General features: G+C 43.7%; 15 protein-coding genes and 1 other RNA gene. 3 read left to right on the forward strand and 13 right to left on the reverse strand.

What is annotated here, in order from left to right:
* Nucleotide 1: 1 nt before the first annotated feature.
* From eda to kdgR, 3 genes are read right to left on the reverse strand one after another with little or no spacing between them, the layout of a single operon-like run.
* Entirely contained in the window at nt 2–592 is a 591-nt protein-coding gene (gene eda / locus NYE53_RS10965; protein WP_339244728.1) for a bifunctional 4-hydroxy-2-oxoglutarate aldolase/2-dehydro-3-deoxy-phosphogluconate aldolase, read from the reverse strand.
* A gap of 1 nt (nt 593) precedes the next feature.
* Nucleotides 594–1,568 carry a 2-dehydro-3-deoxygluconokinase gene (gene kdgK / locus NYE53_RS10970; RefSeq protein ID WP_015383934.1) on the reverse strand — a complete coding sequence of 325 codons (975 nt, stop codon included), beginning with the start codon at nt 1,566–1,568 and terminating at the stop codon, nt 594–596.
* A 37-nt stretch (nt 1,569–1,605) separates the two neighbouring features.
* Entirely contained in the window at nt 1,606–2,625 is a 1,020-nt protein-coding gene (gene kdgR, locus NYE53_RS10975) for a pectin utilization transcriptional regulator KdgR (protein ID WP_339244731.1), read from the reverse strand.
* Between the two features lie 221 nt (nt 2,626–2,846).
* Between kdgR and kduI the strand changes: the two genes are divergently transcribed.
* Nucleotides 2,847–3,674, forward strand: coding sequence for a 5-dehydro-4-deoxy-D-glucuronate isomerase (gene kduI / locus NYE53_RS10980; RefSeq protein ID WP_339244732.1), 828 nt, complete (start codon nt 2,847–2,849; stop codon nt 3,672–3,674).
* A gap of 1 nt (nt 3,675) precedes the next feature.
* On the forward strand, nt 3,676–4,440 hold the full coding sequence (kduD, locus tag NYE53_RS10985; RefSeq protein ID WP_015714147.1) for a 2-dehydro-3-deoxy-D-gluconate 5-dehydrogenase KduD: 765 nt from the start codon (nt 3,676–3,678) through the stop codon (nt 4,438–4,440).
* A gap of 41 nt (nt 4,441–4,481) precedes the next feature.
* Here the strand turns inward: kduD and NYE53_RS10990 are convergent, their stop codons facing one another.
* Both NYE53_RS10990 and NYE53_RS10995 read right to left on the reverse strand, forming a co-directional pair.
* Nucleotides 4,482–6,407, reverse strand: a complete 1,926-nt coding sequence (locus NYE53_RS10990) for an ATP-dependent DNA helicase (protein WP_327829387.1) — start codon at nt 6,405–6,407, stop codon at nt 4,482–4,484.
* Between the two features lie 102 nt (nt 6,408–6,509).
* The gene (locus NYE53_RS10995; RefSeq protein ID WP_123373263.1) at nt 6,510–6,701 is read right to left on the reverse strand and encodes a hypothetical protein; all 192 of its coding nucleotides are present in this window, start codon (nt 6,699–6,701) and stop codon (nt 6,510–6,512) included.
* Nucleotides 6,702–6,863: 162 nt separating this feature from the next.
* Between NYE53_RS10995 and NYE53_RS11000 the strand changes: the two genes are divergently transcribed.
* Complete coding sequence (locus tag NYE53_RS11000; RefSeq protein WP_010327933.1) at nt 6,864–7,016, forward strand: YpzG family protein; 153 nt, start codon at nt 6,864–6,866, stop codon at nt 7,014–7,016.
* A 52-nt stretch (nt 7,017–7,068) separates the two neighbouring features.
* Here NYE53_RS11000 and NYE53_RS11005 read toward each other — a convergent pair whose 3' ends face one another.
* From NYE53_RS11005 to mrfA, 8 genes are all read right to left on the reverse strand, one after another.
* Nucleotides 7,069–8,226: a class I SAM-dependent RNA methyltransferase gene (locus NYE53_RS11005; protein WP_021481520.1), complete on the reverse strand. Its 1,158-nt coding sequence runs from the start codon at nt 8,224–8,226 to the stop codon at nt 7,069–7,071.
* 100 nt (nt 8,227–8,326) lie between these two features.
* Nucleotides 8,327–8,707, reverse strand: an RNA gene (rnpB, locus tag NYE53_RS11010) — RNase P RNA component class B.
* A gap of 65 nt (nt 8,708–8,772) precedes the next feature.
* Nucleotides 8,773–9,069, reverse strand: coding sequence for a cell division regulator GpsB (gpsB, locus tag NYE53_RS11015; RefSeq protein WP_003225629.1), 297 nt, complete (start codon nt 9,067–9,069; stop codon nt 8,773–8,775).
* A 75-nt stretch (nt 9,070–9,144) separates the two neighbouring features.
* Entirely contained in the window at nt 9,145–9,690 is a 546-nt protein-coding gene (locus tag NYE53_RS11020) for a DUF1273 domain-containing protein (RefSeq protein WP_339244735.1), read from the reverse strand.
* 88 nt (nt 9,691–9,778) lie between these two features.
* On the reverse strand, nt 9,779–10,006 hold the full coding sequence (gene cotD / locus NYE53_RS11025) for a spore coat protein CotD (protein ID WP_010886551.1): 228 nt from the start codon (nt 10,004–10,006) through the stop codon (nt 9,779–9,781).
* Nucleotides 10,007–10,089: 83 nt separating this feature from the next.
* The gene (locus NYE53_RS11030; protein ID WP_003230707.1) at nt 10,090–10,218 is read right to left on the reverse strand and encodes a hypothetical protein; all 129 of its coding nucleotides are present in this window, start codon (nt 10,216–10,218) and stop codon (nt 10,090–10,092) included.
* A gap of 99 nt (nt 10,219–10,317) precedes the next feature.
* The gene (gene mrfB / locus NYE53_RS11035; RefSeq protein ID WP_339244738.1) at nt 10,318–11,559 is read right to left on the reverse strand and encodes a metal-dependent exonucleaseMrfB; all 1,242 of its coding nucleotides are present in this window, start codon (nt 11,557–11,559) and stop codon (nt 10,318–10,320) included.
* Between the two features lie 16 nt (nt 11,560–11,575).
* Complete coding sequence (gene mrfA, locus NYE53_RS11040) at nt 11,576–13,825, reverse strand: ATP-dependent helicase MrfA (RefSeq protein ID WP_326132196.1); 2,250 nt, start codon at nt 13,823–13,825, stop codon at nt 11,576–11,578.
* Between the last annotated feature and the right edge of the window lie 27 nt (nt 13,826–13,852).

The raw sequence follows: 13,852 nt of genomic DNA on the forward strand, positions 1-13,852 counted from the left end.
CTTACACTTGGAAAACAGCCTGCAAATCCTCTTTTGAACAGCTGCCCAGCTGGTTGCCGACTCCGACGGCGCCAGCTCCGGCTCTAAGCCAATCCGGCACTTCAGACGGATGTATCCCGCCTGTCGGAATAAAGGTCACCTGCGGGAAAGGACCCGCTAAATTTTTCATAAACGGGATGCCAAACACACCGCTTGGGAACAGCTTTAATGTCGTAAAACCGAATGTCAACGCTTCCATAATTTCGCTCGGAGTCAAGACGCCGGGGATATAATGTGTCTTTACAAAAGATAGATGTTCAGCAAGATCAGCTGAAAAACCCGGACTGACAATAAACTGCGCGCCAGCCTCAGCAGCTTCCCCAGCTTGCTGCGCGGTGATGACCGTGCCCGCGCCAATTAAAATATCTTCCCTATTACGGAAGGATTCGATAATATCTGATGCCCCGGGGGTCGTATACGTCACTTCAACTGCACGAATCCCTTTATCTAATAAACTCTCAATCTGCTGACAGGCCTCCTGCTTATCCTTTGAACGAATGACTGCAATCAGCTTTGCTTCTTTCAGACGGTTTTCAACGACTTTGGACTCCATATTAATAATCCCCTTTCTTTTGGTGAACCGTTCTTTGAGCAGATAAAAAAGAAGCTAATTTCTCCCTGGTCGGCAAACCGTCCATATCCCCCGGTGCCTGCACTTGCAAAGCGCCAATCGCATTTCCCCTTTGCACCGCATCCTTGTACGACAAACCGTCTAGGATACCGCTGATTACACCGACTGCAAATCCGTCTCCAGCGCCGACCGTATCAACCACCCGGTCGACTCGGCAGCCTTCTAGAAATCCTTCACTTGTCCCCGTTTTAAAATAAGCGCCTTCTTTTCCGAGTTTAATAGCAACAAAGCTGGCACCTTTTTTCAAATAATAGTCGGCAATGCCTTCAGGTGTTTTTTCTCCGGTCAATAGCTCTCCCTCTGCGATACCCGGGAAAAACCAGTCTGCAAGCCCAGCCAGATCATTAATTGTGTGTACCATTGTTGCTTGATCAGGCCAAAGCGAAGGTCTTACATTAGGGTCGAATGAAATGGTCTTCCCTGCGTTTCTCATGTCGTTCATGACATGATACGTGAAGTCTTTCATCTCGGCTGATAAAGCAGGCGGAATGCCTGTCACATGCAAATGGCCTGCGCATTGAAAATAATCTCTCGGATATTCAGCAGAAGTTAATGTGCTTGCAGCTGAGTTTTTCCTATAGTAGGTAACTTGCGGGTCGCCTTCTTTCACTTTTGACTTCAGCAGCAGCCCAGTGGGATTTTCGTCCTGCGAGCGGATCACGCGGGACACATCCACTCCCTCTTTTTTAAGTTCCTGTACAATAAACGTTCCGAGCTGATCATTGCCGACCTTGCTCATCCATCCCATTCGGAATCCGAGTCTGGCCAGGCCGCAGGCGACATTGCTTTCTGCTCCGGCAAGCCCTTTAGAAAAAGTGGATACTTCATGAAGGCCTCCATACTCATTTGCGTAAAACATAGCCATTGATTCCCCGAATGTCACCGCATCAAGCTTCATCTCTTCCCAACCTCCTCTTAGTTGAGGGCACCTAGGATTAAAGTGATTTTCTCATGATGACTTTTGCCTCTAATTCAATGGTTTGAGGCGCTCCTTTGTCACCTTCAATCCTTTTTAATACACGTTCCATAGCCGTCCTGCCCATATCATGTGACGGCTGGGCGATCGTTGTAATGCCTGGACCGATCAGTTTATACCATTCTGTATCATCAAATCCTGCAATCCCTATATCTTGAGGGATGCGCAGGCCAAGCTCTTCCATACAGCTGATGATTTTCAGCATAATCAAGCCATTCAAAGCCAGAATCGCTTTTTTTTGCTCCGGCATTTCCTTGTGAAAAGAACGAAGCGCCGCCTTAAGCTGCTCCTTGTCCTTTACGTCAATTTCATGCAATCTGACAAGCCCGTTCACATTATGAACCGAAGCCATTTCCTGATACACAGCTGCTCTTTCTGCACGAGGGCTGATAGAGGAAATCGGTTCGGTAAACAGCGCGACATCAGTATACCCTTTGCTGTACACCTTCTGAAGAATCTCTTTTGTGATCCATCTGTTGTCAGTCGTTACGGTATCCAATTTCAGATCCGGCAGTTTCCGGTCAATTAAGATTGTTGGAATTTGCTGTTCAGCAAAAGCGCGGAGTACATCATTGTTTTCCCCTGTTGCGTTTAATATCAAGCCCTCAACCGAATGGGCTTCTAGCTTTAAGAGCATTTCCCGCTCTTTTTCAGGACTGTTATCTGTGTTGCACACCATAATGCTGTAACCATATTGATCACAAACCTCTTCGACTCCCCTGAAAGCAGCGACCGAAAAAGGATTTGTAATGTCAGCCACAACAAATCCGATTAACTTGCTTTTTTTTATTTTCAAACCTTGTGCCATTTTACTCGGCCGATAATTCAATTCTGCGATTGCCTTTTTAATGTTTTTCACTTTTTCAGGAGAAATCGCGTCAATTTTTCCGTTAATATAGCGGGAAACTGTCGATTTCGAAACTCCTGCACATTCAGCTACATCTTTGATGGTTGTATGGCCTGTTGTTTTCTTTTTCATTCAAGTGCTCCTGTATCTCATATATTTGAAACCGATTTCAAAACCGTTACAACAAAAGAATACCATAATTTTAAAATTTGGAAAGAGTTTTTTTAATAATGTGTTAATTCATTATTTTTTCATTGACTCTTTTCACTATTTATCCTAAAATTTTCTTTGAAACCGTTACCAAAATATTTTCATTCAAGTGCTGCTGAAATCCTAACCAAGGGGGAAATATAATGGAAAATCGTTATTCTGTACATCCTGAACAAGTAAAACGCTTTACAACAGAGGAGCTTCGCAGTCATTTCTTAATGGATTCTTTATTTACAGAAAACAAACTTACGATGTATTACTCACATGAAGACCGGGTTGTCATCGGCGGAGCGGCTCCAGGGCAAAGTGAACTGAAGCTTGATGCAGGTGATTTTCTAAAAACAGACTTCTTTTTGGAACGGCGTGAAATCGGGATTATTAATGTCGGCCAGCCTGGTGCCGTTAGAGTCGGCGATGATAAATATGTGCTTCAAACAAAGGATTTTCTCTATATCGGAATGGGTAATCAGGATGTATCATTTTCAAGCCTGAACGGTGAAAAAGCGAAGTTTTACTTCGTCTCCGCTTGCGCCCACAAAAGCTATCCGACACAAAAAGCCGCCCTAGCTGAACTGACACCGGACCGCCTTGGTGATGATGTAGCGTCTAATGTCAGAAGTCTGTACAAAGTCATTCATCAGGATGGCATTAAAAGCTGTCAGCTGATGATGGGAATAACGATGTTAGATCAAAACAACAACTGGAATACCATGCCAGCACACGTTCATGACCGTCGGATGGAGGCTTATCTTTATCTGGATCTTGAAAAGGACTCAAAGGTATTTCATTTCATGGGCCAGCCGGACGAAACACGCCATCTTGTTGTTGGAAATGAGCAGGCTGTCCTTTCTCCCGCTTGGTCTATTCATTCTGGCGCAGGAACATCAAACTATAGCTTTGTGTGGGCGATGGCTGGAGAAAATTACACATTTACGGACATGGATCTCATTCCGATGGATGGGCTGAAATAAGATGGGTTATCTACATGACGCCTTTTCATTAGAAGGAAAAACAGCGCTGGTGACAGGCCCTGGAACAGGGATCGGTCAAGGAATTGCCAAAGCCCTAGCCGGTGCTGGCGCTGATATTATCGGCACATCACATAAAAGCAGCCTGTCTGAAACACAGCAGCTTGTGGAACAGGAAGGCCGGATATTTACATCTTTTACATTGGACATGAGCAAGCCGGAAGCGATAAAGGATTCTGCAGCTGAGCTGTTTGAAAACAGGCAGATCGACATCCTTGTCAATAATGCCGGCATTATTCATCGGGAAAAAGCGGCAGATTTTCCAGAAGAGAACTGGCAGCACGTACTGAATGTCAATCTAAACAGCCTGTTTATTCTGACACAGCTTGCTGGCAGGCACATGCTGAAAAGAGGTCATGGAAAGATTATTAATATTGCCTCTCTCCTGTCTTTTCAAGGCGGCATCCTCGTTCCGGCTTACACCGCGAGCAAACACGCTGTTGCCGGTTTGACAAAATCATTTGCAAATGAGTGGGCAGCGTCAGGTATTCAGGTCAACGCAATCGCCCCAGGCTATATTTCTACTGCGAATACAAAGCCTATTCGGGATGACGAAAAGCGAAATGAGGACATTTTAAAGAGAATTCCTGCCGGCCGCTGGGGCCAAGCGGATGATATCGGGGGGACTGCAGTCTTTTTGGCATCACGTGCTTCAGATTATGTAAATGGACATATTTTAGCAGTTGATGGCGGCTGGCTATCCCGCTGACAAATAAAAAAAGCTGACGAACGATCGTCAGCTTTTTTCCATTACATCATGTGCGGTTCAACAGGCAAGACCTTTTTGACCTCATCAATGATGCGTTCATTTTCTCCGCCAGCGTAAATGTGAATCGAGCCGCTGTCTTGATTCGAGCGAATCAGGCGCCCGATGCCCTGCCGTACACGTAACAACATATATGGCAGATCAACTTCTTCGAACGGATCTTTTTTCGCTCCGTTGCGCTTCGCTGTAAATACAGGATCGTGTGGCGGGAACGGCAATGACCAAATGGTAACATTCTTCAATGCGTCACCGGGAATGTCGAGTCCTTCCCATAAGTGAACTGAACAAAGTACTGTTTCCTCTTCCTCTTGGAATTTCTCTACTAAGCTGCTGATTTCCTCATCACCTTCGAAGAAAATTGGATACGGCAGCTCCCATGCCACCGACAGCTCTTTAAACTCGTTTAATTCTTCAAAAGAAGGGAAAAGCACCAGCGTTCTTCCTTTGTAACGTTTGATTGTTTCAATCGTTTCAGCCGTTTTTTGTTCAGCGGCCATATCTGTTTTTGCGTATAGATTAATACTCATTTGCTCGTCATAATCATAAGGGGAATCAACAGTTAATGACAAATAATCATGAATCCCAAGACTGTCGGCAATATAATCAAACGAACCGCCTTCTGACAGCGTAGCAGAAGAAAAGATATAAGGAATTTTCTTAGAAAACACTTTTTCGCCAAGTACTTCTGCTACCGTTCTCGGCATCACGACAAAAGTTGATTCTGCTTCCTTTTTCTCCAGCCAGCTGATCGCATCCTTTTGATATAGAGATAATGAATACGCCATTTGTTCAACATATTCTTCCACTACTGACAACTCGTATTGATCAATCGTATACATTTCAGACTCAAATACAAGTGCCTCACCGATTTTATCAAGTAAACGGCAAAGCTCGTCCGCCGCCTTTTTGACACGCTGGTCATTTGTTATTTCTAAACGGTGTGAACCGGCTACTTCCTTTGATTCTTCAGAAAGAACATAGAAAAATTCGTCGTTTGCGAGAAGCGCATCTTCAATCAATTCTGCAAACTCTTCTCTGATGTCATTTTGCAGCAACCGTTCTAAAAACAATTCAAGAGTAGACTGCTTCACTCTATAGGTTAGCGCTTTTTGCGCAGCAAACTCTAACAAGTGCCCCTCATCAAATACAACTGCACTATGATCAGGCAAGAGCGGCAACTGGCCCTCTCGTTTGCGTGATTCTTCCGTCCACACATGCTCCATATAAAAATCATGGGAACAAATGATTAAGTCCGTTGACTTGCGGTAATAATTCCTGGAAAGCGTCAGACCGCATCTGTGTCTCATATCACAAGTCAGACAGTCCTGAAACGAGTCGTAGCTTACGTCAGACCACTCTTCATTCGATAGATTTGCGTACTGCTTACGGTCGCCATACGGATAAAAGCGCTGCATCGCCTGTGACTCGTGGACAAATGACGGTAACGACTCATAAAGATCCAGCCATTTATCATCATCAGAACGCTGCATTGTTTTTTCAAGCTTCTTCAAGCATAAATATTGCTCATGTGATTTTGACAGCCTTGTATCAATTTTCAGATCAAGATGCTCAGCCAGCTTAGAAATATCGCCCTCTTTTTTCACTAGCTGTTCAATTAATGTTTCATCTGCACAAGCGATGATGGCGGGTTTGCCGACATACCTTGCATAGCTGATTGCAAAAAGAAGATAAACCAGCGTTTTCCCCGTTCCCACTCCAGCTTCGGCGAACATGACTTTTTTCTCTTTAAACGCCCGCTCCAGCTGAAAAGCCATAAATACTTGCTCGTCCCGAAGATCAAACCCTTTTTCGGGAAGGATATCGTAAAACACGTCACCAATCCAATTGTTCAATTCTTCATAAAAATTCTTTGTTTTCGTTAAAGAAAAAGGCAAACGTGATGTTGTCACCTAGTTCCAACCCCCAACTATTCGACATTCAGACCACCAATAATATCATTTTCCGCTGATGAATACAATAAAAAAACTTGGCAATGCCAAGTTTTTTGCAGTTTACTTACGATTGATCACATGCGACGATAAAAAAGGATGGTCTGTTGAATAAATATGTTCTACCGCTTTTTCTAAATCAGTTTGCGCATGCGAAATCACAGACGGAGACGATTCAGTCCCGAGCTCCTTCAGCTCGTTTGCTGTTGCGTCAAGCGCCCTTTGAATAAGATTAAAATGTTCGCTGTTCAGCATGAGATCACCTCTGATGGAAATAATCATCATTGTATGCGAACTTTTCATTATATATACATGCTTCCCGCATGTTATCACCGAAACATGCACAAACTACACTTGATATTCCGTCTCCGGATTATCCGTCTTATCAACAATATTCTATCAGGGAGTGATGTTGACATGAGTTATAGAAACCGATTAGATCAGCATTCTGAACTGTTTCATCACAATTGGACGCGGCCTAAACGTTCTAAGTCTCAAGTAAACGGTCACACTGAAATGTCCCAAACCAACATTATATTGAGAAGCAACGCGAAAGCTCACCGTTGGTAACGATAGAATAGGGCTGAAAGATGAAAGAAGACGCATGCAGAGCGTCTTCTTTTTATGCGTTTTCTGTTTTCTTTCGCTGCGGCCTTACTTTTGACCAATATTGATAATAATCCGTTTTAATAAACCCGTTAAAGAGCTTTCGTTTCTTCGTTGCTTTTCTGCCATATGCTTCCTCAAAGTTTTCATTTGATGTCAGCATATACACAGACCAAGTATCAAGCGGCTCGAACGCCTTCCCCATTTCTTTGTACATCTGCTCAACGGCTTTTTTCTCGCCGAGACGCTCTCCATATGGCGGGTTGCCGACAATTACGCCAAACTCCAGATTTGTGGTAAAGTCTTTGACCTGCATCTGTTTGAACTGGATTAGATCTCCCAATCCTGCTTCCTCTGCATTTTCTTTTGCTATTTGAACCATGCGGTGGTCTATGTCGCTAGCGAAAATTGTAAGCGGCTGGTCATAATTTGCCTTCTCTTCGACTTCAAGCCGCGCTTTGTTCCACAGATCTTTACCGATCCATTCCCAATCCTCTGAAACAAAATCGCGATTGAATCCCGGGGCGATGTTTTGACCGATTAGCGCCGCTTCTATCGCGATTGTTCCGGAGCCGCAGAAAGGATCAACAAACGGGCGGTCCGGCGTCCAATTGGTTAATTGCACCAAAGCGGCAGCAAGTGTTTCTTTAATCGGCGCACCGCCCTGATCGACACGGTATCCTCGTTTGTGAAGGCCTGTCCCTGATGAGTCCAGTGTAATCAAAGCCTGATCTTTCAATAAAGAAATTTCGACTTTATACTCGGCACCTGTTTCTTCAATCCAATCATTGGCTTTGCCGGACTGCAGCTTGAGCTTTTCGACAATTGCTTTTTTGACGATCCGCTGACAGTCGGGAACGCTTGCAAGTGTTGATTTTACCGATTTTCCGATGACAGGGAATTTCCCGTTTTCAGGTATAAATGAGCGCCAGTTAATCGCTTTCGTTTTTTCAAACAGTTCATCAAATGTTTTCGCTTTAAAAGAAGCAACCTGAACCTTTATGCGGTCGGCTGTTCTAAGCCAAAGGTTCGCACGGCAGATGGCAAGTGCATCACCTTCAAAGATAACTTTCCCGTTATCAACCTTGCATTCGTATCCTAAATCTCGTACTTCCTTTGCGACAACAGCTTCAATGCCCATCGGCGCCGTTGCAATTAGTGTATACTTCTTCATCGTATCACCCTGTCTTTTAAAACTTTTCTCTTTTCAAGATAAAAGCTCTCCTTATACGGGAGAGCTTGTTTTCATCATTTTAAATGTAAGTGGTCTAACGTTCTGTAAGCCATGTTTTGTTCCGTCGTACTGCAAACGGCTCATCACCTCGTACTCAGGCGGCAATCATCTATCTACAGAAAGCATTCTGTCCTTCTCTCCGTTGAATTCCGTCAAGAAGGTTCCCCTACCAAAATTTGGGTTTCTCGCTCGAGGGGTTTACCGCGTTCCACTCTCACCATTTCTAGTGAGACTTCGTCACTGTGGCACTTTCAAGGATACTCAGCCATATCCGAAGACGTAGGCTTTTTTCCTGCCGTCAGCCTCTAAAGACTGCCCTAGCTTATGACTTCGCTAGGCACGAACACTACGGGCATCTCAGCACCGTGCGAGCATGGACTTTCCTCTACAGATTTAAGATCTGCAGCGATTACCCGAACGTTAAGAACATGAATTATTATATAACAACTGATTACAATTTACAAGCGCCATTTTTTTCAAGCGAGATCAATCATAAAGCTTGCTGCCAAAAACGTGTTTTTCTAAGTTAGACAGCCGTTTTAAAATATCAAAGTTTGTTGTGTTAGATTGCACAGGCTGTTTTTTGCTGGCTTCTTCAAGCTGTTTTTTCAGCTGCAGATTTTCCTGCTGCAGTTCTTCAATTTCTTGATGGAAGGTTTCATAATCCTTAATAATCATATCTAAAAATTTGTCAACGTCTTCTTGCTTGTAGCCTCTAACGCCTGTTTTAAATTCTTTTTCCAAAATTTCTTTCGCAGAAAGCTTTACTTTATCAGCAAGCATCTTTTTCACCTCGTATCGTGAATCATCACATATATTTTTTCAGAAATCTGTACGGTTGTCAAATTTCTCTTATTGCTATGAGTAGCTGTCTTCCTCTACTGTCACTCTCAAGTCATCCATTGTAATAAAGTAGATGGGATAGCCATCCTTTTCGCGCCTTTTTTCCGCTGTCCCAAGCATATACTTAGGGGAGCCTTCCTTTTCCGGGTCATATAAAAGAAGAAGCCCGTCGGACTTATCAATGAAGAACTGATTTTTTTGTTTGAATTGAAGCGGACTTTCATAAGGACGGTGAGTCAGGCTTGCTTCATAGTCTGCCTGAGCCAGAACTGCTTCATACAGTTCCTTATTCGGTTCTTTCCAGTTCTTTTCCTGATCGTAAAATGGTGTGATGACAGCTACCTTTAAGTCAGGGTATTCCTCCTGCAAATCATATGCAGCTTCTGCCGCCCACAGCTCCGCTCCAAGCTGGCCCGAAATTAAAATCCATTCTAATCCTTCATCCAAAAAAGCAATCAGCCGGTTCTTAATGGCTTTTTTTATGTAATACAGCGCCTTATCATCCTGCTTAAATATCCCGAGTTCAAACGGTTTATAGCCCGTAATTGCCAGTACTTTCATCATTTCACCTGCTTTAAAAAATGGGGCTCCCGTGGGCCCCATTTGTTGTGCTACATTGTTTACACCATCAAGCTGCACGTTTTCCATACTAGTAGTCGCAGCAAGGTTTTCCTGCTTGAAAATGCTGATGCGTAGCCGGGTCAACATTTGAGAAAGTGTGTGGAAAGTAGTGAACGTGCTGAAAATGCTGGTGGTTTACGTTTGTTGTATGCTGTGGGTGAATGTGCGGCACGATAGTCTTCGAAAACGTATGGTGTTCACAGCAATGAGTAGGATGGACAATTGGCGCCATCATATGCGGTCTGCAGTGATGCATGATAAAATCCCCTTTCCATAAACTTTATTACAATACTAAGCTATGAAAAATAAGGGGTACATGTTCTGATGCAAAGACCTATTTTAAAAGTGTGCAATTAAGCTGTCTTTAAAGTTTGAAAACACAAAAGCAATCAAAAATACCACAACAAAGAACAAGTAAAAAACACCCTTATACATACCAACTCTCCCTTTAAAAATAACTAACGTCATTTTACAGGATTCGCCGCTATTCTACAACAAAATCAATGTGAATTCAGCAAAAAAATTCATGGCGAAACAAGTCGTCTTTTGCGCTTTCCCGGGGAATATTTAAGAGGAATATTTCCTCTTCAGCCGGGCAATTCTCACATGCAGTTTTTCAGTTTCTTTCTCTGATAAGCATGCCGCCTCGCTAAGCAATTGCTCTGCTATATGCAATGCTTTTCCGAATTCTTTTTTCTTATGCTCAAAATATTTCGCGAGCTCTATTACAGCAGCGTATCTGCACTTCTGGTTTTGCGAGCGGGACAGCTTTTCCCAAAGCGGCACTGCTTCTTCCAAGCGGTTTTGTTTTTTGTACAGGAGCGATAAATCCAGCCGTGCACTGTCCTGGTCCTCAAACGATTTTTCTATAAGCCTTTCCAACTGCTTGATCGCTTGGTCCGTTTCTTTATGAGCCATAAACCATTTCGCCATAGCATAGGCTTCACTGTGTTCTTTTGGCGCATGTGATTCTGAAAGGATTTTTTTAGACATATGGATGTACAATGAAATGAGTGATAACACATCCATTTCATTATGATGCAGGACACCTTTTAAAAGGTCCGGCTCTTGCGCCTTTATAAAATGAAAGTAAAGCATTGGCGCCAAGTAGCCCGGTGTGTCTTCTAGTCTGCGGATGCCGAGCTCCTCTTTTTCAACCGTACCAAGAGATACGCGGTCCATTTTGTGTTTCCACAGGCGTCTAGCTCCATGCAAAAGATCAAAGTGGCCAAACTCCGGAAGCTTCGGAAGTCTGTCACGGATCAAGGTGTGCCTTGTTTTCACCTGCGGCCAATCAAAGGCTTTGCCGTTGTAGGTCACAAGTGATGTAATGTCAACCTCGCTTAAAAAGCTTTGGTACAAGGCGACTTCGTTCCCCGGTTTGGGCAAAAGATGCTGTTTGACTGTCACTCGGTCTTCATATACTCTCGCATGCCCAAGCAAAAAAATGGTATTCCCAGCTCCACCCCCAAGACCGGTTGTTTCTGTATCAAAGAAAAAGAGGTTGTTTTTGTTATACCCTTTTGCTGACAACGTATGCGACAGACCGCTTTGATTCCACAGTGTGATCACTTCCTCAAGCTCAAAAAAGCTGTATAACCCATGGCGGTGAGAAAGCGGATATTCTACTTCTCTGATGAGGCAATATTCATCTTCGAAGATGAAAGGCTTCATGCCAAAAGCCTCCCACTCTTCTAAAAACGGGATGTCATCATAGTGGTTTTCTTGTTTGCCTGCTTCTATTTTTTGTTCTCCTTCGTCGAGCACCATGTGCTTTTTCATCCGATGGAGTTTCCCTTTTAATGACATATCCGGCCCCCCCTCCTTACGACATTTGATCCAACAGCTGCAAAATTCTTTCCTTTGCTTTTATCCCTTCTATTTCCGTACCTATACAAGACGGACAGCCGTCATGACAAGGACAATGTGTAATCAGTTGTTTCGCCGCTTCATTAATGTCTGAAAAACGTTTAAAGACTTCCTCCGCCAAACCGATACCGCCCGGATAATGATCATATAAAAATATGGTTGGCAATCCGGTATGGGCTGCTTTGATTTGAGAAACAACATGAACATCATTTCGATCACACATGATATACACAGGGACAATATGCTGCAGCACATTCGAGATGCCAAGAAGCAGCTGTTCCAGTGTCTTTTCCCCGATGTCTTCATCCGCTGTTTTGATTTCGAGCCAAGCTGCACTTGTATGCAGTTCTTCTTCCGGCAAATGAATAGGTCCAGACCCAATATTTTCAAAAGTGGTCATTTTTATTTTTTTAAAAATGGTCGGCAGGGCATTGACAGTGACGTCTCCGTAGTGCAATGACGTACGGCTTTTTTCTTTCGTTTTATCGATTTCTAATACCTTCAGCTGAACTGCCAGGTTTGCATCCGTATAATATTCGACATCGACTTTTCTGACATACGCTTTTTTATGGTCCCAATCGAGCTTCTCAACTTGATACTGAACGCCTTCATGCAAATAAATTGCTTCATCATGTAAAAGCGTCATCGCGCTAAAACGGTCCATTTCACCGATAATCCTTACATTTGCAATATCCGACTGATCAACTATAACGACATTTTCCTGGGAGGCGGAACGCAAACTGATGTTTGAAGCAGGGAACGACTCACTTGCCCAATGGTACCGTTCGCCGTTGCGGTGAAGAACAGCCTCTTCCTGAAGATATTCAAGAATATCACTGACTTCCATGGGACCAAATTCTTCATCAGCTCTAAAAGGAAGCTCATAAGCCGCACACTTTAAGTGGTCTACTAAAATAATCAAATTCTCCGGATTGATTCTTGCAGATTCCGGCGAACGATTAAAGAAATATTCAGGATGCCGCACAATATATTGGTCAATCGGTGTTGAATTGGCTACCATGATAATCAAAGATTCACCGTGTCTTCTGCCGGCTCGTCCGGCCTGCTGCCAAGCACTTGCAACACTTCCGGGATACCCCGTCATTACACACACTTGCAGCTGGCCGATATCAACACCAAGCTCTAAGGCATTCGTACTGACCACTCCTAAAATGTCGCCTTCTCTCAGGCCTTTTTCGATTTCTCTTCGCTCTTTCGGCAGATAGCCTCCCCGATAGCCTCTGATTGATTTTGTTCCAATCTCTTTTTTCACAAGCTCCTGAATATGGCTTAAAATAATTTCCACCCGAACTCTGCTTCTGGCAAAAACAATGGTCTGCACTTTGTTTTTAAGGAACTCTTTCGCCAGTTCATTCACTTCTGCGGTTGCGCTCCTTCTAATATTCAGCGGTTTGTTCACAATTGGCGGATTGTAAAACACAAAATGCTTGCGTCCGCTCGGGGCGCCGTTGTCATCAACCAGCCGCATCGGTTTGCCTGTCAGCTGCTCTCCCAATTCCTTTGGGTTGGCAATTGTTGCGGAAGTACAAATAAAAACCGGATCACTTCCATAAAATCGGCAGATCCGCTTTAGCCGCCGGATCACATTTGCTACATGGCTGCCGAACACACCTCGATACGTATGAAGCTCATCGATGACGATATACTTAAGGTTTTCAAACAAACTGACCCATTTCGTATGATGCGGTAGAATGGCAGAATGCAGCATATCGGGGTTTGTAATGACAATATGACCTGCTTTTCTCACCTTTTGTCTGATTGCCGGAGACGTATCCCCGTCATATGTAAAGCTTTTAATATCAATGCCCATTTCATCAATAATTTCATTTAGCTCGCTCTTTTGGTCTTGTGCCAGCGCTTTAGTCGGAAATAAATATAACGCCCGGTTTGTTTCATCTTGGGCGATGGACTGCAGGACTGGGAGGTTGTAGCATAACGTTTTTCCTGATGCTGTTGGCGTTACGGTAACGATGCTCTCTCCTTTTTGCACATATTGAAAAGCGGAATATTGGTGAGTATATAGTTCATCAATGCCCCTTTTCGAAAGGGCCGCTTTGATTCTCTCGTCTATACTTTCGGGCATAGGCCTTGTTTTTGCTTCCCGAGGCTCAATTTCATGCCAATTCACAACGTTTTCATTTCCTTTTAAATCAGAAATGAGTTCAGTCAGTGATTTCTTTTTCATTCTTTACACCTCTTTGTCAAGTACAGT

Source organism: Bacillus sp. FSL R5-0523, from assembly GCF_037975295.1.
Lineage (GTDB): Bacteria > Bacillota > Bacilli > Bacillales > Bacillaceae > Bacillus > Bacillus subtilis.